Origin of the sequence: Acetobacter aceti (assembly GCF_002005445.1) — a bacterium.
Taxonomy (GTDB): domain Bacteria; phylum Pseudomonadota; class Alphaproteobacteria; order Acetobacterales; family Acetobacteraceae; genus Acetobacter; species Acetobacter aceti_B.
This window is the reverse complement of the sequence record NZ_CP014692.1, coordinates 2,296,183-2,318,029: the sequence shown is the minus strand read 5'-3', so window position 1 is coordinate 2,318,029 and position 21,847 is coordinate 2,296,183. Positions and strand designations below refer to the sequence as shown.

Sequence of the window (21,847 nt, the reverse complement as noted above, 5' to 3'; positions counted from 1 at the left end):
TGGCGAAGGGCTCCGTATTGCAAAGCCCGACAAGCAGGATGTGAATGAGCGGAAGACCAGTGCCTAAGCAAAAGGCGTGTTTCGTGGTCGGCAGCATTATGCGGCACGTTCTCGTCATGGCGGGGACCGGCGCCATCGGACTGATGGCCGTGTTCGCCGTTGATATGCTGAACATGATTTATATCGCGCATCTGGGTGTGCCGGCCCTGACGGCGGCAGTCGGTTTCGCCGGGGCCGTGGGCGGTATCCAGATTGCGGTGTCTATTGGCCTGACCATAGGACTCGGCGCCTGCGTGGGCCGGGAGATCGGCGGGGGCAGCGTCTATCGGGCCCGGCGTATTGCGTCCTCGTTCATGCTGACCAGTCTGCTACTCACGGCGATGGTGGGGATCGTGACGGCTCTTCTGGCCCGTCCCATCCTTACACTGCTGGGGGCGTCGGGGGAGGCGCTCGATCAGGCTGTCCTCTACATCCATCTGACCTCCCCGTTCCTGCCGCTGCTCTCTCTCGGCATGTCCGCCTCGGCGCTGATGCGGGCTGTTGGAGACGCCAAACGCTCCATGAATGTTACCCTTGTAGGCGCCATCCTCACGGCCATTCTGGACCCGGTTCTGATACTGGGTCTGAAAGAAGGGCTGATGGGCGCCGCCATCAGCACGATCCTCGCTCGTGGGGCGGTTCTCGTTCTTGGGTGGCGTGGAGCAAGCCTGCATGGAATGCTCGAATGGCCTAAACCGGTTGCAGTATGGGGCGACAGCCGTCGTGTCGCAGTGATTGCTGTGCCCGCCATCCTGACAAATCTGGCGACCCCTGTGGGCGGAGCCTATGTAACCGAGCATATGGCCCAGTTCGGTCTTGAAGCGGTCAGTGGTCAGACGGCGGTGGAGCGGATTGTCGTCGTGGCGTTCGCCATGGTGTTCGCCCTGACAGGCGCGGTGGGGCCAATCATTTCCCAGAATCTTGGAGCGGGCAAGCTGGATCGGGTGAGGGAAGTGCTGGTCGCTTCTCTCAAGATTGTGGTGGGGTGCGTCGTCTGCACCTGGGGTGTGCTGGCCCTTTCCCAGAATCTGCTGACGGAAGGCTTCCATCTACAGGGCGATGGCGCAGCCCTGATCCATCTGTTCTGTTCATGGACGGTGCTTGGATATCTGTTTGTCGGAATGCTGTTTGTCGCCAATACGGTATTCAACAACCTCGGTCATCCGCTTTATTCGACCCTGTTCAACTGGGGGCGAGCGACATTGGGAACGATCCCCTTCGTGGCCTATGGAGCCGGGTTCGGAGCGCTGGGAGTCCAGATTGGTCAGGCCGTGGGCAGTGTGCTGTTCGGAGGGCTCGCGATCATTGTTGCGTTTCGGGTCGTGCACGGATTGTCGGTTCCCGAGGCGGTCATGGCGTCGGTGAAGCGTATGGATGTCCGCGTCAGCGACGTGCCGACCCTGAGTGCGGAGGCCGCCATGGTGGATCTCGATGAAATCGGCGAAGCGGAACTTTACGTGAAAGACTGATCGCCGTGAAATTCTTGCGCTGAAGGCGGATGGATGGTTGTTTCGGCAGAACTCGGGGCCATATCAAAGCGGAGCATAACTGGCCGGTTTAACGTCGGGCATGCTGCCGTCGCTCAAGTCCGGGATCGTTGGTATGATGATTGGTATGATGATTTCAGGCGAGCGCTTTTTTCTGGAGGATCGTCATGTCACGCCTGACACAAGCCGAGCGCGATGCGCTTCCTGACAGCGCCTTTGCATTGCCGGGAAGACGTTATCCCATTCCCGACAGAAATCACGCCCGAGACGCGCTCGCCCGCGCCAGCGAGTTTCATCATCGGGGCGAGTTGTCAGATGCTGAATATGAAACGATCGTGCGACGTGCCCGGGAAGTGCTGGACGCAGATGAATAGCAGTCCGGGCTTGCCGCTGAATTGTCAGAAGCCTGCTCTGCAACGGCCTCCGGGAACGAACAGGGTCTGATCGAAAGAAAAGACTCTGTTCCCCCCTGTCTTCAGCTTGATGAGGACGGTGAACCTGACGATGTGGAGGATGTTGACGTCGTGCTTGAAGTCGGCGCATCCGAGAACGAGTTGACGTTCGACATGTCGATTATGCTGTCTCCCATCTTGACGTAAATCGAGCTGCCGTTGCGGGTAACTCCTGTGACGGTGCCTGTGACGGTGAACGGAACGTCGAATGTATTGCCGGATGTGTCCGCCGTCTGCACGGCGATGTTGTAGGAACCGTCGCTGAGACGGGCTCCGCTATCGCTGGTGCCGTCCCATGTCCATGTGTTGGCGCCGACAGTGGAAGTAAGCTCTGCTGTCTTGACGACAGTGCCGTTGCTGTCGCTGACGGCAATTGCAATCGGCGCTTCTGTTGTGGTGTTGAAGGAAACGCTGCTGCTGCTGTTCTGAAGTGGCAGTTCGCTTGTGGTTGCGACAGCGGTTTTGCCGACCAGCGACATGTCGGTCGACTGCTGACCATCCTGTGTCAGGGAAATCAGAGTTTTCAGGTTGGTGTTGGTGTCGACCTGCTGCTCCACACTGGCGAACTGCGCCAGTTCGGAGGTGAAGCTGTCGCTGCTCATCGGGCTGCTCGGGTCCTGATTCTTGAGCTGCGTGGTGAGCAGGGTAAGGAACGTGTTGAAATTGCTTGTCAGCGAGGAGAGGGCGTTGGTGCTGGTGGCCGTCGGGGTGGCGTCTGTGGCGGCGCTGTTGGCGGCGGTATTGACCGAGGCTGCTGACTGTGACGCGGTTGCTGCAGATGAAAGAAGCGACGTTGAGGAGGATGAGGTTGGTGCTGTCGTTATCATATCCGTTTCTTTCAGGCTGTGATGTTGACTGAGCCTGTCCGCAGGGCAGCCAGGGCGTATGTCTGATCGCTGGTATCGTCGGTGTCCGAAGCCGAAGCTGAAGCTGAAGTCATGGCTGCCGACGGGTTCGCGTTCCAGGCGTTCCGCGAGCCGTCTCCGTTGCTGTTTCCGGACAATGTACCGCTAAAAGCGTTTGCAAAATCTGAAGATCCTGCTGTGGCGTTCGTGCTGTTATCCTGCGGTGTGTGATACGAGTGATTGTTCTGCGAGAATGAAGAGTCAGAACTGTTGTTGGCGAGACCGAATGAAATCTGTGACTCCGCTGTCGAAATGCCTGCGTTTTCCAGAGCGTGAACCAGTTCGTGCTTATGGTTTTGCAGTTCATTCAGGGTCGTGAGGCCGTCGGCGCCAATGTGAATATTCAGCCCGTCAGAATTATCGGACTTATCAATGGTGACGTGCAGCGGCGTCTGATCATCATTTTGTAGCGCAACCGTCAGATTAAGCGCCGTGGAACCGGCGTGGGAAGATGCGGACGCATCTGTTGCTGTGGCGGAGGTTGTGGAAGTCTGTGACGAGGCACTCGTGGCGGGCGAAGTGTCGATAGACGTTCCTGCTGCCAACGGTTCAGAAAATGGATTGGATTCATTATAGGTTTGTGAAGGCAGGAGACTTGCTGTCAGGGATTGATCAGACGAAGTCCGCTGGTCGGGGCTCTGATTGGCGCTTCCGTTGTTCCGCTTATCGGAAAGCGTTTTCTCAGACACAACAGGAGAAGATATTTCATCTGCCTGCGGTTTTGTGGCGACGGTCTGTGTCGATGTGGCATCCGGAACGTCCGGGCGTGATGAAGAAAGATTGTCCACTCGCGAAGCGCGGGATGCCGTCACTCTCCCTGTCGAGAAAGAAGTCGCGACAGTGGAAGAGCTCTGGGCTATCTGCACCTGCGCGGACGATGGCGCCGTCTGAAGCTGTGCCTGCGTGCTGTCATTCGAAGCAGGTGTGGGTGCGGAAGCCGCAATGACAGGGGATTGTGTGGACAGTGCCGCCTGCTGTGCCGAGGCAGTCTGCAAAAGACTCGCGCTGGAAACGGTTCCTGGATCAGACACAGTATTCGAGGGAGACGGCGTGGCGCTCAGGGAGAATTGTGTGATGCCAGCGGCATCGTTGTGAGGAGAGGCGATATCCTGCAGCGACTGAAGCTGGCTAAAACTGGTTGAGGCTACAGGACGAGCATCATCATGAGAGAGGGCTGTAGAACTGGTGTCTATCTTGATGTCGGCTGGCGCCGTCAGTGCCGTACTGCTGTCTGTTGCTTGAGGCGAGCTTTCATTGCTGGCTATGGCCTGCAATGAAGTCTGTTGATCAGAAGATGTTGAATCCACCACGGGCTTGAATAAAGCGGGGGCAATTGCGCTGATGTTTTCCTCCGACGACGGGGCAGAGGCGAGTGCATTGGTCTCAGGAAGCGAACCACTGAGTGTCCGGGCTGTTGTGGTCGCTTTTCCTGAGTCCGCGACGGATGACGAAGCCGAAGAGGCGCCCGCTCCCTGTGTGGTGGTCTGGATGGAAGATACTTCATCGACGCTGTCGGTGCTTTTCACTGCCGTTTCGACGGAGGATGCTGCTGAGAGAGGCTGCAACACACTCAGAGCCGCCAGTTCCAGTGTTATGTCCGATGGTGATGTTGTTGTGCTGTCGGCGTCTTTCTCATCCGCGCTATCAGAAGATTGAGAGAGCTTTTCCACCCGCACACTTTTTGCGGATGGGCTGTCGGACGTTGTGGCTCCAGTCGCGGTGGCTGTCGTCGGACTGTTTGTAGGGCTAGTGGAAAGAGTCGCCGCGCTTGCTGCAATCGTTGCCGTTTCATCGGCTGTCGCAGTTTTTGCCTGCTGCCGGACACTGTCCTGTGCCGCGGACAACAGCGCCTTGCCATCGAGTATTGCTGCAGGGGAGGTGGGGACCAGCGTCGCTTCATTTTGTTCAGATAGCAAAGAAGCGACATTTGCATTTTGCGACTGGGCAGAATTTGCCTGCCCAGTCGAAGAACGTGAAGCCTCCGTTGTCTTGGCCACCTGCGGGGCGAATTGTGAATTATCCGTCTGGCTGGCTGTCTGCTGTGCAATATGGTCACTGAATGTGGAGGAACTGTCTGATCCGGACAGATCAGTTGATGGTGATTGCGAAGAAGACTGGCGAACCGTCGGGGGTGTGGCGGCGACGTTGAGTTTCCCGGATGTGACTTTGACCATCTTGGATGGGTTTTCGGTAATCAGCGATGTCACCAGACTTGCCATGACTTAAATCCCAGTCGAATTATTCATTGGGAATAGATGCAAATTTCGGGCCACCTCTGAGAAAATTTTTCCATATTATGTTTGCGTGAGAGGATTTGCGTGGCCTGTCTCTGTGTAAGGCAATGAAAACATTTAGTTTTCAGGAAAATACATCAATGAATGATGTGATGCCGATTTTTGTGGCCCAGAGTATGGGGCATGTGTGCGTGAAGGAATTGCTGCGTCATGCAGGTCTGAAAATGACCTGGTCGGCAAAATATGCCGAGCCGTCACGGTCTCTTTTTTCTGAAAACAATAATTGCAAAACCGAAAGGTAAACATTGAGATCTGGGATGCACGAGTTTCCGGGGTCATTTATTAATATCGATAAAAAAACGCGATCAGGCCGAGGTTGGCACGCTTTCTGCATGGATAAGGGATGTTGAGGTCGTCGGCGCCGCGTTGCCGGGGCCGCCCTTTAGGAGTGATCCATGTCGATTTTCAATTCCCTTACAACGGCCGTTGCAGGCATCAATGCTCAGTCGACAGCTTTTACAAATCTCAGTAATAATATCGCCAACAGCCAGACTGTCGGATACAAGTCATCTGATACAAGCTTTCAGGATACGGTTTCCAACAACCTTGCTTCTTACGCGCAGGGACAGGCTGTTTCTGATGGTGTGACGGCGTATACGACATCACAGACGCAGAAGCAGGGTACGATTTCAGCCAGTACAAATACGCTTTCTCTCGCGATTTCAGGAAACGGTTTCTTTGATGTTTCGGAGCCATCCGGTCAGGCGACCGCCGGAACCGAAACATTCTCCAATCAGCAGTATTTCACACGAAACGGCGATTTTTCCCAGGATAAAAATGGTTATCTGGTGAATACGTCAGGTTACTATCTGAATGGATATATGGCCGACCCCAAAACGGGTACGCTCAGCAGTGATCTGACGCAGATCAAGGTGTCAAATGTTGCATTCCGTCCGACTGAAACAACCACTCTGACGATGACGGGTGGTATCAGCAGCACGGGCGCCACATATCCGATTGATCCGACAACAAATGCGCCCACTCCTCAGACAATTTATGATTCCACGTCTCAGGCTCATGGGTTGAGTGTTACATGGAGTGCGGGAACAGCCTCAACATCACCCGATAATGTTGGCGGGTCGACCTATACGGTCACAGTCGCAAATGCTGCCCCGACAACAGATACGGGCATGATTGTTGGTGGTGGTACTGATTCAACCTCCACGGCTACCTACACCGTTGATTTCGATTCAACTGGCGCTATCAAGGATGTGAAAGATTCCACAGGCGCATTGATTGGTACAGGCTATACAGGCTCAGATGCTACGCTGCCGATTACACTGAACTATACCGATGGCGCTGCAGCCCAGACGATCAACCTTGATCTGGGAACGATCGGCAGCAGTGCTGGCGTGACAACGGCAGCGACCAATTCGACGACGCCAACAATTGACAGTGATAGTGTAACGACAGGTACTTATCAGGGTATTTCCATGGAATCTGACGGTTCGATCATGGCGACCTTCAGTAACGGTGACACTCAGGTTGTTGGTAAAGTTGCTCTGGCGTCATTCGCAAATCCGGATGGTCTGATGGCGGTTGATGGCCAGGCCTATGAGGCCACTTCAGCGTCCGGGTCCGCCAAGGTGGGAATGGTTGGCGCAAACGGGACGGGCATTCTGAAAACCTCTTCCACAGAATCGTCTACGACCGATCTGACGTCTGATCTGTCCAGCCTGATCGTCACTCAGGAAGCCTATACAGCCAACACGAAGATTGTCACGACGGCTGACACTCTGCTGCAGGCGACGATTTCGATGATCCGCTAACGGCTCATTAACCTGTTTTTCATCTGAGCGGGGCACTCTGAGAAAAAGATCGGCAGTCCCGTCCGGTTCAACAAAGCGCTGCGTTTCCAAAAAAGTTGGGCGTGGTGCGCCTTGCTCAATTTTTATGGGTTGGCGAGGTCTTGTCGGAGTTCAAGGTCATGGATCTGAACAATGCTCTGTCCATCGCCACCAGCGGACTGGAAGGCAACCAGTACGCCCTTGGCGTGCTGTCGCAGAATGTTTCCAACGCCAGCACGACTGGCTATGTGGAAGAGGTTGCGCACCTCAATTCCTCAGATACGACCGGAACCGGAAGCGGTGTCTCGATCGGTCTGACGACGCGTACCGTCAATACTGCGCTGCAGGGCAGCCTGTATACGCAGAATGCCGAAGTTGCGTCGCTTACGGTGCAGGACAATTCTCTCTCCGCCATCACAGCGCTTCAGGGATCGACAAGTTCAGATTCAGGATCGAGTGCGACATTGTCGGATGAAGTTGGTAATCTTTCAAACGCTATTACAGCTCTCATTTCAACACCTTCTAACGCGACGGCAAGAAATGCTGTTATCAGTAATGCGCAGACGCTGACGACATCCATCAACACGTTGTCTTCAGCGTATCAGGCGCAGCGTCAGGCAGCGCAGAATTCAATTGCTACTGAAATTTCATCAGTGAACACGGATCTGACGACTATCGGTGTTCTGTCAAAACAGATCATGGCTCTAAAAGTGCAGGGAATGAGCACGGCAGATCTGGAAAATCAGCGCGCCAGCGCAATGTCCGATCTGTCATCCTATATGTCGGTCACTTATACTGAAACATCCAAAGGGGATATGCTGGTCAAGACAGCAGACGGAACGCAACTGCCGACTTATCCCAAAGACAGCAATAACAATGTTCTCTCCACGTATCCCACAACAGCTTCCAATGGTCAGGGAACGTCCACGCTGGAATCCAGTTCGACCTGGCCCCTGACGACAGATACAGTGACGCTGAGCGCCTCCTCTTCCATTACGGCTTCTGATAGCAGCAGTTATGTTCCGGCCATCACGCTGGTTGGAAGTAAGACGGATCTTACGTCTCATCTGACGGGTGGTGAGATCGGCGCCAACATTGATCTGCGCGACAATGTTTATCCGAAAATGCAGGCGCAGCTTGATTCTTTTTCTGCGACACTTGCAACACGATTCAATGACCAAGGTGTTGCGCTCTTCACTGATAGCTCAGGTGATGTCCCGGGGACGAGTACAACAGAGACATCTCCTTCTGGCATTGTAGGATTTTCCAGCGTCATTCAGGTCAGTGCGGCGCTGACCGCTGATCCGTCTTCATTGTCTCCGGATGGATCGACGACTGTTGCCCAGAATTTGCTGACAACAGCGCTTGGATCAGGCACGCCGGCAGCCCCCGCTTCAGGACTGGGTGTGAACGGTAATATTTCTACAGGCTATAGTGGCAGTCAGACACTTGCCAATCTGGCGACATCCCTGACATCGGCACAGGCGCAGGTTGCGGCGACGGCGACGGCAAGTCTCACGACTGCGACTTCGGTCCAGTCTTCATTGACCACAAAAGTGGCGAATGTTTCGGGTGTGAATGTGGACAATGAAATGTCCAATATTATTGCATTACAAAATGCCTATACAGCCAATGCAAAAATCGTCACAGCTGTGAAGACGATGTTCACAGCTCTTCTGGATGCGGTGTAAAATCATGAGCACATCTGTTGGTCTTTATGGCGCAAGTGGCACGGCCTATGTTTTGCAGCAGGCACTCAGTACTCTGACTAATGAACAGACGCAACTTGCCGGACAGGCAACATCAGGCGTGTCATCCGATAGCTATGCCGGTCTGGGAGATCAGCGTGGGCAGGCGTTGAGTCTGCAACCGCAGATTACCGCGATTTCTACCTGGCAGAACTCCATTTCCGGCGCACAGACGAACTTGAGTGTGACCCAAAGTGCGCTCACAGAAATCGCATCACTCAATACGACACTGCAAACCAACCTTCTTTCTCTGGGTGGGTCGTATGGGACAGACACCCTGAGCACTATTGTCAGCAGCGCGCAGGCGGCTTTATCCCAGTTGGGAGATTATCTGAATACAACCGGAAGTAACGGGTATGTCTTTGCCGGTTCGGATGTCAATAACGCGCCGGTGACCGATGCAAGTAATCTGGCGACCAGTGGATTGGCAACGGCCACTTCCGGTATTGTCAGTCAGCTTGATACGCTGGGTGCGGATTCGGTTTTTGAAACGGCTACTTCCTATGCCTCAAGTGGTGGAACATTCACCGATAGTGACGGCGTAACAAGCAGTCTTTCAGTATTTTCTCCTGCTCTGTCCACAGATCCTGTTTCAGCAAAAGCCCTTGAGGCCAAAGCCGTTGTCGGACAGTCGTCAGTGGTGAGTGTGGGAATGGTTGCTACAGAAGGAACCACGCCTGCGGATTCCACAACAACCGGATCAGCAATTCGGGATCTGATGCGTAATCTGATGATTGTGGCTTCTCTTGGAAGTGCTGACACGTCCAGCAGCAATTTTTCTGACCTTGTGACGAAGCTGAAAGCGTCCACAACCTCAGTCGGTATATCATTGGCCACAGAGGAAGGGTCTATCGGCCTTACGCAATCCTCCCTGACAACGCAATCGACGAACCTGTCAACAATGAGCACCATGCTGGTATCGCAGCTTTCCAACATCAAGGATGTTGATATTGCAGCGGTTTCTGTGCAGACGGGAAATATTCAGGACCAGCTTCTCGCGTCCTATACCCTGATCTCTGATCTCAAGGGTATGACACTGGCAAGCTATATATAATCATTTTGAAAATGGCAGGGTGGAGGGCTGCTTTTATTGCCTTCCACCAACTGCTCAGACTTATTGAGGATTTTATTTCCTGATGTATAATCAGGTTTTTTTATCTCATAATCTAAAATGCAGAAATAATTATCTCTAATTATTATGGTCAGTATGTAAAGATTTCTGTACTGCTATCAGGATTGGCTCATCACGATTTTCCGGATGCAATCAGAAACCAATCATTGCATCTCCACCGAAAGTGAACATCCCACTGTTACGGTTATCATTGAAAGGTGTTGTGCCATTCAATGAGCGATCGAAGCGGACTTCAGGACGGATTGCAAAATAGCCGTAATCTTTGCTGAGCGGTGTTTTATAAGTCACGCCTAGCGTGAGCGCACCATAAGTTGTGGGAGGTGCACTCTCTGTAGGTGTCGAGCGTCCCGCGATCGCGTTCATATAACCTTCGTTAGTTAAAAAGTTTGCGACCATCAAACCTGTATTGTCACGATAAATTTCGCCTCTATAGTTGAAAGTGAAGCTTTTTCTGAAATTCCAGCTCAGATAAGAGACGAAACTTTCCGTATCGGCTTTCAGGCCGTCGTCATGAAGGTAGTTAAACTCACCGGTTAAAGTAACGGTGGGAGTGATTTTATAGATGGCGACAAGATCGTTCCAGAAGCGAAGATCCTTGTTTGCGCTGTGCCCGAAAGCGATACGTGAGTCTTCTGAACCAAAACGGCTTAACTCTGTAAGGACAAGTTTTCCGTTCGCAAGATTGTTCAGTGTGATTCCTGCATATCCGGCGGGTGTGCTATTATTATCCTGTCGTCCAAATGTGGTCTGGTTGCCAGTATCAATTCCTGTGAGAACGTCAATCATGGGTGTGACATGAATAGTGGCCATCATGCCTACATGCTGAAATGGCACTGAATACTGGCCAGTATAGCTGAATGTATAAAATGGCCTTGCTGTCGGATCGAAAGCTTCCAGTCCCATGGGCGCCTGTAGAATGCCTGCGTGCATATCGACGCCCAGCTTTGTAAACCATGGGAGGTGAGCGTCCACCTGTGCATGAGAAGGAATGATCTGGTAACGCGCATTGAAGGCGCGGTCAGAAATGCCGAGAAGGTGGTAATACCGGGAGTCAGAGCCATAGGAAGCTTCAAGAGTAAAGCCGAAACTGTATCCGTCGGTCGTTGTGTCGATTGGCCGTGCCAAGGTGAGAGCAAACTGGTTGAGTTGCGCCTGATTGGCATGATCACCAATGAAGTTTCCGAAATTGATGCCGTTGTCAGGACGAGCAGGATTGGCGGATATGCCGCCATCCATACGACCGGCCAGGGTTATGCCTCTCCACCATGCCTCGAAGCCAGTTGCCTGAGTGCTTTTGGTGAATAACGGAATAGCGGCATAGGCGGAAACGGAGCCTCCTGTCGTCAGAAAAGCCAATGTAGTGCAGAGGGCTGATTTCCACTTTGATATCGGCATTTCTATTCCTGTATCGTATAGAAAATTCAGATCTCGACAGGACGCGCATTTCGATATGTCGCGACCATAATGTTCGGTTCATTGGAAGGCGAAGCAAAAATATAGATAATATATCCTTATATTATCTATATATATAGATAATCTATCGGAAATATATCCGGATATCTGAGGTTATTCCCGGCTGTCTCTACTGTTATGGGTAATGTCAGAATTCTTTCACGACCCTGTTGTGAGAGCGTGTGTTTCCACAGTGGATATTGAAAGATCATGTGAGGTGGCGCCTGATTTATGAAGGCGGATTGTTCAAAACATAGGAGGCGATTGCATCCACCCTCCTGCCAGTAAAGACTGGATGCTTTCATTCGCCTTGGGCTATCGCGAATCAGACGGCACGGCAGTCTCTTCATCCGTTGTCGTTGAAATCTCTGTTTTACCAACGAGACCCCGGGCGAATTCCTGCGCCGAAAACGGGCGTAGATCCTCAGCTTTTTCTCCCACACCGACAGCGTGGATCGGAAGCTTGAACTTGTCCGCCAGTGCGACGACGATGCCTCCACGTGCGGAACCATCCAGCTTGGTCACGACCAGACCTGTCACGTTCACCAGCTCACGGAAGACGCGCACCTGTTCAATCGCGTTCTGACCGGTGGTCGCATCAAGCACCAGAATGACGGAGTGAGGAGCAGTCTCGTCAAACTTCTTCATCACCCGGATGATCTTGGCCAGCTCTTCCATCAGAGCGCCCTTGTTGTGCAAGCGTCCGGCCGTGTCGATCAGAAGCAGGTCTGCGCCCTCTTTTTTGCCTCGCTGGAGAGCTTCGAAAGCAAGCCCCGCGGCATCGGCTTGCGGTTTGCCCGCAATGACCGGAACGCCTGTTCGCTCACCCCACACCTGCAGCTGCTCCACGGCGGCGGCGCGAAAGGTGTCGCCCGCTACCATGATCACTTTCTTGCCCTGCTCGCTGAAATAGCGACCCATCTTGCCGATGGTGGTGGTTTTGCCGGTGCCGTTCACGCCAACCATCAGCACGACATGAGGTTTGAGGTCCGGGTTCGGCTCGAACGGAATCGCCACAGGCGTCAGGACGCGGGCGATTTCTTCTGCCAGGGTCTGCCGGATTTCCTCATCCGTCACTTCCGCCCCGAAACGGGTGCTGCGGAAGGATTCAATCACCCGCTCAGCCACTTCCGGGCCGAGATCGGCTGCGATCAGGTGCTCTTCCAGATCCTCAAGCGCCGCTTCATCGAGCTTGCGCTTGGTGAAGACGCTGCTGAGTTTCTGGGTGGAGCGCGACAGCCCCTGCTTGAGACGGGAGAAAAATCCGAGTGCCATGACTATACGATTTCCGCCACAAGCCCTTTTTCGTCAACCGTTACAGGCCGCAGAACTTCAATGCGTCCCGTCTCCGACTGACCCTGTGCCAGCCGGACGGGGGCGAATTCCTCGCTGTGGCCACTCTCGGGGGTTTCCATCAACACGCGCAGTTCACGGCCAAGCAGGCTCCTGAAATAGCTCTGCGCCGACTGTTCTCCGAGAGCGCGGACACGAGCGGCGCGGGCCTTGCGTTCGACGACCGGCACAGCGGGCATCTTCGCTGCCGGGGTGCCGGGACGGGCGCTATAGGGGAAGACGTGCAGATAGGGGAGGGCGGCCTGTCCAAGGAAGCTTAGTGTTTCCTCGAACAGCGATTCGTCCTCAGTCGGGAAGCCGGCGATCAGGTCGGCACCAATGCCGATTCCGGGACGGATCGACCGGGCTCGTTCAATAACGGACGCGGCGTCCGCGACCAGATGACGCCGCTTCATTCGCTTGAGGATCATGTCGGAGCCGGCCTGCAGGGACAGATGGAGGTAAGGCATGAAGCGAGGCTCGTTTTCCAGCAGACGCCAGATATCCTCGTCGATTTCCACCGGATCGACGGAGGACAGTCGTAGCCGCTCCAGTTCCGGTACCAGCGCCAGCAGACGGCGGCATAACTGACCGAGCTGTGGTGCACCGGGCAGATCATCCCCCCATGAGGTGATATCCACGCCGGTCAGCACGACTTCACGGTAGCCGGAGGCCACGAGAGCCCGCACCTGCTCGACGACCACACCAACCGGCACGGAGCGGGAAGGTCCGCGTCCGTAGGGGATGATGCAGAACGTGCAGCGGTGGTCACAACCCTGCTGCACCTGCACGAAGGCGCGGGTGCGTCCGGCGAACTCCGTCACAAGATGCGCGGCGGTCTCCCTGGCGGCCATGATGTCGGACACGGCGTTGCCTGAACCAAGCGCAGGGACACTCCAGCTTTCCGCCTTCAGCTTGTCTTCGTTGCCCAATACGCGCGTTACGCCGGGAATGGACGCCCAGCGGTCGGGATTGATCTGCGCGGCGCAGCCGGTCACGACGATGCGGGCATCCGGACGCTCGCGGTGCGCGCGGCGGATGGCCTGCCGAGCCTGTCGCTCGGCTTCGTTGGTGACGGCGCAGGTGTTGACGATGATGACATCCTCCAGCGCAGCCGCGTGGCCACGCATCACCTCACTTTCATAAGTGTTGAGGCGACAGCCAAAGGTCAGGATATCCACGCCCTGTATCGGGTTGCCCCGCGTTGGTTCGGGCGTGTCGTCCGCCGGCATGTCCGGAGGGGTGTCAGTCATTTTGGATAGGCCTCGAGATCGACGGTCCCCTCAAAGGCAAGCTGGGCGGGACCGGTCATCAGCACATGATCGTCGGCATCCCATGCGATAACCATCTCCCCGCCGTCAACCTCTACCGTCATCCGGCGTTCACCCAGACCACGACGTACTGCGTTGACCACGGCCGCACAGGCGCCGGAACCGCAGGCGAGCGTGAAGCCCGCGCCGCGCTCCCAGACCCGCAACCGCATCCGGTCCGGGGCGTCGATACGGGCAAAGCCGATATTCGCGCGGTCAGGGAAAAGCGGGTCGATTTCCAGTGCCGGTCCACGTTCGGCTTCGGACAGGTCGGTCACAAAGAATGTTGCGTGCGGATTACCCATGGAAAGGGCCGCAGGTTCGCCCGCAAGCGGCAGGCGGAGCGTGTCGACCGCTTTTGCGAGAGGCACGGCCTGCCAGTCTGTTCTGGGGCGTCCCATATCGACGGTGACCACGGTGCCTTTCATCTCGTCGCGCGAGAGTATCCTGGCTTCAAGGAGTCCGTTTTGCGTTTCGAAAGTCAGGCTGTCGGTGTGCAGTTCCTGACCTATCAGGCTGGCGACGCAACGGGACGCGTTGCCGCATGCGCCTGCCTCGCTGCCATCGGGATTGAAAAAGCGGACAAAGACAGATGCTTTACTGTCTTCAGGAGCCGAGAGAGTGACGAACTGGTCACAGCCGATTCCCCGCCTGCGATCGGCTAATCCGGCTATGCGCCTTGGTGTCAAGTCAAAAGAGGTTGCTCTTTCGTCGACGATGACGAAGTCGTTCCCCAATCCATGCATCTTCTGAAAAAATGTCCTCATGTGTGACATTTAGGCCAAAAACCTCCGCAATGCACGGTTTTGCAGGAAAAAAATACCGTTCGGACGTGTTTTGTCGGGTTTCTTAAATTTTTTTTCAATGACAATTTACATAGTGGTTTATTATTAAATGTCTTTAATAAGAAATGTTTTGACGCAAAACTCTTTCAAGAAATGGGACGCTCCTCCTCCATGCCCCAATGCCCGACGTTTTTCCGCCGGACCTGTTATTCCCTCACTTTCCTGCTTTGTGCCGGGGCAGCATTTTTTCCTCTTGCAGCCTATGCTGACGAACAGAGCGAATCACTGGAGCTCATGGAGCAGCAGATCGCTCGGATTCAGCAGCAGCAGGCGCAGCTGACCAAGGCTCTCATGGGCCTTCAGAAGCAGCTTGTCGCAAGGAAGACCATGGCTGGCCAGACAGCCGGTCATGCCGGGCTGAGCAAGGCGACACGTCAGAAAATCATGACGGCCAACAACGAGGCCATGCCCGAGACAGAGATCGAGGAGCCTGTGCGTGCAAACCCGCATCGGCATGAACCGGACGCGCATCCGACTTTCGTGACGGACGACATCCCGACGATCAAGACGGTGACTGCTCATCGTTCGGAAGACACGATTGCCCATACGGCTGAAAACGGCGTTGGTCCGCATCCGCGTGAAAGCGTGGGCGCACAGGCTGCGGGCGCTGTTGGCGACCATGGCGTCTTTCACGTAGGACCGGTGACGATCGCACTTGGCGGATTTGTTGACGCCGCGACAGTTCTGCAAAATCGCCAGATGTCCACGGGCACCTTCACTTACTGGTCAGGACTGCCTTTCAAGAACAGCCCGAACTATCATACGAACAGCTTTGAGGGAGCCGCGCGCTACAGCCGTCTTTCCCTTATGCTGAAGGGCACTATCGATCAGTACGAAACCATTTCGGGCTTCTTTGAAACCGATTTCGGCGCGGGTGCCGATACAACCAATGCTTATGAGAGCAACAGCTATTCGCCGCGCCTCCGTCAGGCCTATCTTGTTTACGATAACAGCAAGGAAAACTTCCATTTTCTGGCTGGTCAGGCATGGAGCATGCTGACGCCGGGACGTATCGGTATCGTGCCGCGGCAGGAAAGTCTGCCGGAAACGATCGACGCCGCGATGCTTGCCGGCCAGACATGGGCGCGGCAATGGCAGGTTCGTATCACGCAGGATTTCTTCAACCACAAGCTCTGGCTTGGCCTGTCCATCGAGAATCCCCAGACCCTGTATGATACGACTGGTTACACGACACAGGGTGATGAGCGGGTGGTCCTGCCGGGCGGCAGGGTGGCGACCATCAACAAGGATGGCACGGGCCTGACCAACAATGGGCCTTTCTCGAACGAGATTGCACCGGACGTGATCGCCAAGATGGCCTATGACCCTCACTGGGGCCATTACGAAATCGAAGGCATCGCGCATTTCGCGCATGACCGCGTGTCATGGGAAGGTGGAGGGCACAACTACACCGCGCCCACGGGCGGCGGCGGCGGCTCCATGATCCTGCCTGTCGTCCCTCATGTTGTCGAAGTGCGTATTGCTGGCCTGGCGGGTTACGGGATTGGCCGCTACGGTTCGGTTCTTCTGCCTGACGCCACCATCAACGCTCAGGGCAAGCCCCAGCCATTGTTCTCGGCGCAGGGTACCGCAGGTATCATCGCTCATCCCAATCCGAGATTCGACGTGTATGGCTATTTCGGCACGCAGTGGGCTGGACGTAACTACTCGACGCTGAATGGCGCCGCTTATGGCTATGGCAACCCGAATGCGATCAATACGGGCTGCAACATTGAAATGTCCTCCATGCCCTGCACAGCCAACATCCACAGTGTCATGGAAGGCACGATTGGCGCATGGTGGCGCTTTTTCAAGGGTCGTTTCGGGACGGTCGAATTCGGGACCCAACTGGCCTATTCCCGTGTGCAGGCCTGGGAAGGCTCCGGTGGCAAGCCTCACACATCCGAGAGTCAGCTTTTCTTCGATTTCCGGTATTTGCCATTTCAGTAAATATGGCTGCATACAGGGCATGCGGGCGCTCCTTTCCGGGCGCCCGTTCTTTTTTATGAGCTGACGCTGGCTTTTCCAGAGATTTCTCTTTATGCCCGGCTTCCAGCCTCCCCGTTCCAGGACCTATCTAAATCATGCCTTTTCCGGACACAGTCCCCACGCTTGCGCACGCTCTTGCCGAACGCGGCTATCAGGAGCCAACGCCCGTTCAGGAGGCTGTTCTTGATGAAAAGGCAAAGGGACGGGATCTGCTCGTCTCCGCACGCACGGGGTCCGGCAAGACCGTCGCTTTTGGTCTGGCTATGGCCAACGAACTGCTTGATGAGCACGGCAAGGCTGCTCCCGCACCTACACCGCTGGCGCTGGTCATCGCGCCGACCCGTGAGCTTGCCCTGCAGGTGAAAAGCGAACTGGAGTGGCTCTACGCCGACACCGGCGCACGCATCGTGTCCTGTGTAGGCGGTATGGAGCCGCGCAAGGAAGCGCGCGCCCTGTCGATGGGCTGCCACATTGTGGTCGGCACGCCGGGCCGTCTGTGCGATCATCTTTCGCGGAAAAACCTGAACCTTTCCGGCCTCAAGGTCGCCGTTCTCGACGAAGCTGACGAGATGCTTGATCTGGGCTTCCGCGAGGAGCTGGAGACGCTGCTTGACGCCACCCCGCAGGATCGTCGCAGCTTCCTGTTCTCGGCGACGATCGCCCGCGAAATCGCCCGTCTCGCCAAGCGTTATCAGCATGACGCGCTGCGCATCGACACGATTGGCGACAACGAGCCGCATACCGACATCGAATACCGCGCCATTCTTGCGGATCAGAACGACACGATTGGCGCGATCATCAATACGCTGCGGCTGATCGAAAGCCCGTGTTCGATGGTGTTCTGCCACACGCGTGAAGGCGTGCGTCAGTTGCATGCAGCCCTTCTGCAACACGGTTTTTCTTCCGTCGCGATCTCCGGCGAACTGGGGCAGAACGAGCGTAGCCGGGCGATCGAAAGTCTGCGCAACGGGCAGGCCCGCGTCTGCGTGGCCACGGATGTCGCGGCGCGCGGCATTGATGTGCCCTCACTCGGACTGGTGATTCACGCCAGCCTGCCCGGTAGCCCGGCCACCCTGCTGCATCGTTCGGGACGTACCGGCCGTGCGGGCCGCAAGGGTATCTGCGTTCTGGTTACCGTGCCGTCGAAGAAGCGTCAGGCAGATCGTCTTATGCAGGCCGCAGGCGTCGACGTCACATGGAACACGGCCCCGACTCTGGATCAGATCCACGAAGCGGATACCGAACGTCTGATCACCAGTGAAGCGCTGACCCGTGAAACACCGGAAAATGTAAAGCCGCTTGTCGAACGCCTGATTGCCGAGCGGACACCTGAGCAACTGGCGGCAGCGTTGGTGTTTCTGTGGAACAAGGGTCTGCCGCAGCCTGTCAGGGTTCGGCCGATTGCCCCGTCCAGCGCACCTGCACGGGCTCCAAGAGAAGGGGGACGCGAGCAGCGGGAACCTCGCGAGCCACGTGAACCCCGGGAGCGCAAGCAGATGGAAGGCGGAAGCTGGTTCAAGCTTTCCGTAGGACGTGCTGACAAGGCTGATCCCAAGTGGCTTGTGCCAGTTATCTGTCGTCTGGGTGGTGTCACCAAGAAAGACATCGGTTCCATCCGGATCGCGCCGACTTATACTCTTGTGGAAATCTCGCCTGAAAAAGCGCAGCGGTTTTCGGAATGTGCTTCTGCTGCGGATGCCGACGAAATCAAGATCGAGCCCGCCAAGGCGCCCACTGGCAACGAAGCGCCCTCGCCGCGTGGACGGGCCCCGGGTTCACGCTCCACCAAGCCACGTCGCGCCGGAGGCGATCCGGCTCGTGATTCCTCACGTAAGCGTCGGTAAAGATTAAAACTGACCGGGTTGTCTGGTGCGGGGGAAGTGGCCGGAAGGCTGTTTCCCCCGTTGTCGTTTGATACTCTGCTTTATTCACGCACTCTCGCGGCGAGTGCGACCAGGGCGCTGATTTGGCGGGTAAGAAATTCCCTCGTCCCAACGTCCGTCAGTTGCAGACTTTCCGGATCTATTTTTTGCGTGGCCTGCCCGATCATTGCTTCCGGCTTGTTGAGAACAAATGCATCCAGAAAGACCAGTGACTGACGAAGATGGTACTGTGCGCGAGCACCTCCGATGAGGCCCGGCGAGGCGGTCTGAATCGCCACCGGCTTATTGATAAAGGGTTGTGGCGAGACCCGGGAAAGCCAGTCGATCGCATTTTTAAGAACACCAGGTACGGAATAATTATATTCAGGCGTAACGATGATGACGCCATCGGAGGCGGCAATCTGCTGAGCCATGGCTATAACCGGGGCAGGAAAACTGCTCTCCTGCAAATCGGCATCGTAGTGCGGGAAGTCACCGATTGATCCCAAAGGCGTAATCGATACGCCTGATGGTGCCAGTTCAGGCAACGCCCGGGCGACTGCCGCGTTGAGTGATGATTTGCGTAGACTTCCTAAAAGAACAGAAAAGTTCAGTCTGGACTCTGTGTTCATGACTCGTCCCTGCCAGATACCTGAGATTACAGAGTATCATTTTGTGAAGCGGATATTCACAAAAGAGTGGAGCAGAAATGGGATATGTCCGTCCAGTGAGAAGAAAGTCATGATTGCAGGGTGCTCTGGTTCACGAAGGGAACCCGTCGAAAATGTCCTGCGATGAAGGATGCAACCTTATCCTGTGACATGGGGTATCCGAAGAGATAGCCTTGGACTTCGGTGCAGCCTTTGCTGCTCAGCCTGTAAAAATACTCTTCTGTTTCGACGCCTTCCGCTGTGACCGCCACTCCCAGATCGCCTGCCAGCGCGATTACTGCGCTGACAATAGCGGCGCTGCGGGAGTCTGACAGCATGTCCCGGACGAAGCTTGCGTCGAGTTTGATCTTCGAGAATGGAAAAAACCTCAGATATCCAAGAGAGGAATAGCCTTTTCCGAAATCATCCAGAACAATCCGGACGCCGAGCGAATCCAGTTCCTGTAAAACACTGTAAGTAGCGGCGTCAGATTCCATAAAGATGGTTTCAATGACCTCGAGCTGGAGTCGTCTTGGGGGATAGGACGTTTCTTTCAGAATTCTTCTGACTTCTCCGATGAAGTTGCGATGATAGAGCTGATCGACTGAAATATTGACCGATACCCACAGATTATGAGGCCATGAATGCGCCGTGCGGCAGGCTTCATCAAGAAGAGCATGGCCCAGATCGTGCATCAGACCAGCTTCTTCCGCGAGGCGTATGAATCGGTCAGGGGGGATTGGCCCCAGAACCGGGTGAGTCCATCGCGCCAGAGCTTCAAACCCAGCCAGCTGGCGGGTCTGAGCATTGATGATCGGTTGATAATGCAGGGTAATGCTGTGTGTCTGGATGGCTTCACGAAGATCGCGGATCAGATCTCTGCGGGAATCGGCTACTGCCCTGTAGGAGGGGACGAACACGCGGTACGTGTTGCCGCCATGCCGTTTTGCTTCGTAAAGCGCCAGGTCAGCCGCTTCCTGCAGGGTGCTTTCATTGGACCCTGCGGCAGGAGCCAGGGCAATCCCGGCGCTGATGGAACACTGGATGGCTGTCTCCGCGATGAAAAACGGGCGGGCAACCGTGCTGACGAGTTCAGTTGCCAGTTGTGTCGCGGAATCGAGGGAGGCGTTCTGATGGATAAGCACCATTTCATCGCCACCGATGCGGAACAGCATGTCGTTGTTCTTCAGGCAGGTCTGAAGGCGTTTTGACATCTCGATTAATGTCTGATCACCAATAGCATGTCCGAATGTATCATTGATGGGTTTGAATTTATCGAGATCCAGCGCCAGAAGGGCAAAAGGTATGTGCTCGCGGGATAGTTTTACAAGAACTGCCCGGAAGGAGTCCTCATAGGCGTAACGGTTCGGCAGGCCGGTAAGGCTGTCGTGGGCGGCTCTGAAGGAAGCTTGCTGATCCAGAGTGTAATCTTTGGTGATATCCGCCCCTATGCCTCTATATCCCGTGAATTCATCATTGTTGAAAAGAGGGTGTCCGGTGAAGGAGAGAACGCGGACTGAATGCGCGCCTTTGAGTGAAATGATCAGGTCGCGAAAAAACAGGCGTGAGTGCATGCATTCTGCAAGATGATGCCACTGCGCCTGCGCCGTAACATAGTCTTCAAGTGTTCGTAGAAACGGTTTTCCTGACAGACCTTCAGGGATCTGAAAAAGGGCTTCGAGTGCAGGGATGCCGCTTGTCAGATGACCTCTGACATCCGTTTCCCAAACCCATTCTCCCACACTCTGATCAGAACGCCGCAGCATCAGCCGGACGATTTCAGTCTGCTCTTCAAGCTCGATGCTTGTGATGATATAGCGTTTGAGCAGAATGGAGACCGCACGGCCCAGACCAAGAATGAAGCCTGCATAGATTCCCAGCAGCATCATGAGCACGACATAAAGCGTGTCGGGTTGCAGAAGCCACGCCCAGAACAGAGCGATCATGCAGCCAGCGATGATGGTGGTAGCGAGGGCGACAGTTCCGCAGAATAGTGGTGATACAGACAGGGACGTTGCGATGAGAGCGACGATGACGCCTGCAATCAATGTCTGTTCCTGATCTGACCCGCCGGGAAACACGATAACGGGAAGACTGGCCCAGCAGAAACCGACGAGGGTGTTGAAGATCGTAAAATTTTTTGTAGAAAGTGCGGATTTTTGGAAAAAACATATACATAAAGTATAGCTTAAAACGAGTATTTCAATGATAAGGAGAAGCGCGGTTCCATAAAATGGATGACGGGTTTCAATAAAAGATAATGTCAGTGGCGCACTGATGGTGTTCGCCGCCAGATGAAAAGGCAGCAGACGGAGAAGGGTTCTGCGCTGCTGCCCACTGACGATTGCCCTCAGGCGTGGTGGTATAACCGGTCCTTTCGGCAAGAAAGGAATGTTTTCGAGCGTCTTCCTGAGATGTATGAAAAAAACATATTTAGTCATATTTTAGAAAAAATATTATTTTTTAGACCCTTCATGCTTCTATCACCTCTCATGCACCATAAAAATGCCTCTATTTCTTATATCAAGAAGAAACAGAGGCATTTTCTCTTGAAAAAATGACA

The 21,847-nt window shown here is 54.9% G+C and carries 16 protein-coding genes; 8 read left to right on the top strand and 8 right to left on the bottom strand.

What is annotated here, in order from left to right; all coding sequences use genetic code 11:
* Positions 1-44: 44 nt before the first annotated feature.
* Together A0U92_RS10405 and A0U92_RS10400 are read left to right on the top strand one after the other, a co-directional pair.
* Positions 45-1,508 carry an MATE family efflux transporter gene (locus A0U92_RS10405; RefSeq protein ID WP_077813161.1) on the top strand — a complete coding sequence of 488 codons (1,464 nt, stop codon included), beginning with the start codon at positions 45-47 and terminating at the stop codon, positions 1,506-1,508.
* 185 nt (positions 1,509-1,693) lie between these two features.
* A complete protein-coding gene (locus A0U92_RS10400; RefSeq protein ID WP_077813160.1) occupies positions 1,694-1,900 on the top strand; it encodes a hypothetical protein in 207 nt (68 codons plus the stop codon).
* 101 nt (positions 1,901-2,001) lie between these two features.
* On the opposite strand, the gene A0U92_RS10395 is transcribed toward A0U92_RS10400, so the two are convergent.
* Complete coding sequence (locus A0U92_RS10395; RefSeq protein WP_077813159.1) at positions 2,002-2,805, bottom strand: flagellar hook assembly protein FlgD; 804 nt, start codon at positions 2,803-2,805, stop codon at positions 2,002-2,004.
* Between the two features lie 11 nt (positions 2,806-2,816).
* A complete protein-coding gene (locus A0U92_RS10390) occupies positions 2,817-5,102 on the bottom strand; it encodes a hypothetical protein (protein ID WP_077813158.1) in 2,286 nt (761 codons plus the stop codon).
* A 155-nt stretch (positions 5,103-5,257) separates the two neighbouring features.
* Here A0U92_RS10390 and A0U92_RS17770 point away from each other — a divergent pair, with 155 nt between their 5' ends.
* From A0U92_RS17770 to A0U92_RS10375, 4 genes are all read left to right on the top strand, one after another.
* Entirely contained in the window at positions 5,258-5,419 is a 162-nt protein-coding gene (locus A0U92_RS17770; protein ID WP_187668748.1) for a hypothetical protein, read from the top strand.
* Between the two features lie 153 nt (positions 5,420-5,572).
* Entirely contained in the window at positions 5,573-6,946 is a 1,374-nt protein-coding gene (gene flgE / locus A0U92_RS10385) for a flagellar hook protein FlgE (protein WP_077813157.1), read from the top strand.
* Between the two features lie 158 nt (positions 6,947-7,104).
* Positions 7,105-8,655 (top strand): flagellar hook-associated protein FlgK, encoded by a 1,551-nt coding sequence (gene flgK, locus A0U92_RS10380; protein WP_077813156.1) that lies wholly within the window; start codon positions 7,105-7,107, stop codon positions 8,653-8,655.
* A gap of 4 nt (positions 8,656-8,659) precedes the next feature.
* Positions 8,660-9,766 (top strand): flagellin, encoded by a 1,107-nt coding sequence (locus A0U92_RS10375; RefSeq protein WP_077813155.1) that lies wholly within the window; start codon positions 8,660-8,662, stop codon positions 9,764-9,766.
* Positions 9,767-9,976: 210 nt separating this feature from the next.
* On the opposite strand, the gene A0U92_RS10370 is transcribed toward A0U92_RS10375, so the two are convergent.
* From A0U92_RS10370 to dapF, 4 genes are all read right to left on the bottom strand, one after another.
* Positions 9,977-11,239: an outer membrane beta-barrel protein gene (locus A0U92_RS10370; protein ID WP_077813154.1), complete on the bottom strand. Its 1,263-nt coding sequence runs from the start codon at positions 11,237-11,239 to the stop codon at positions 9,977-9,979.
* Between the two features lie 372 nt (positions 11,240-11,611).
* Positions 11,612-12,571, bottom strand: a complete 960-nt coding sequence (gene ftsY / locus A0U92_RS10365) for a signal recognition particle-docking protein FtsY (protein ID WP_077813153.1) — start codon at positions 12,569-12,571, stop codon at positions 11,612-11,614.
* Positions 12,572-12,573: 2 nt separating this feature from the next.
* A complete protein-coding gene (mtaB, locus tag A0U92_RS10360) occupies positions 12,574-13,860 on the bottom strand; it encodes a tRNA (N(6)-L-threonylcarbamoyladenosine(37)-C(2))-methylthiotransferase MtaB (protein ID WP_077813152.1) in 1,287 nt (428 codons plus the stop codon).
* Between the two features lie 17 nt (positions 13,861-13,877).
* Entirely contained in the window at positions 13,878-14,705 is an 828-nt protein-coding gene (gene dapF, locus A0U92_RS10355) for a diaminopimelate epimerase (RefSeq protein WP_077813151.1), read from the bottom strand.
* Between the two features lie 189 nt (positions 14,706-14,894).
* On the opposite strand from dapF, the gene A0U92_RS10350 reads away from it, so the two are divergent.
* Both A0U92_RS10350 and A0U92_RS10345 read left to right on the top strand, forming a co-directional pair.
* The gene (locus tag A0U92_RS10350; RefSeq protein WP_077814383.1) at positions 14,895-16,733 is read left to right on the top strand and encodes a hypothetical protein; all 1,839 of its coding nucleotides are present in this window, start codon (positions 14,895-14,897) and stop codon (positions 16,731-16,733) included.
* A 134-nt stretch (positions 16,734-16,867) separates the two neighbouring features.
* Positions 16,868-18,616, top strand: coding sequence for a DEAD/DEAH box helicase (locus A0U92_RS10345; RefSeq protein ID WP_077813150.1), 1,749 nt, complete (start codon positions 16,868-16,870; stop codon positions 18,614-18,616).
* Positions 18,617-18,696: 80 nt separating this feature from the next.
* Here A0U92_RS10345 and A0U92_RS10340 read toward each other — a convergent pair whose 3' ends face one another.
* A complete protein-coding gene (locus A0U92_RS10340; RefSeq protein ID WP_077813149.1) occupies positions 18,697-19,266 on the bottom strand; it encodes an NADPH-dependent FMN reductase in 570 nt (189 codons plus the stop codon).
* A gap of 107 nt (positions 19,267-19,373) precedes the next feature.
* The gene (locus A0U92_RS10335; RefSeq protein ID WP_187668747.1) at positions 19,374-21,332 is read right to left on the bottom strand and encodes a putative bifunctional diguanylate cyclase/phosphodiesterase; all 1,959 of its coding nucleotides are present in this window, start codon (positions 21,330-21,332) and stop codon (positions 19,374-19,376) included.
* Positions 21,333-21,847: the final 515 nt, after the last annotated feature.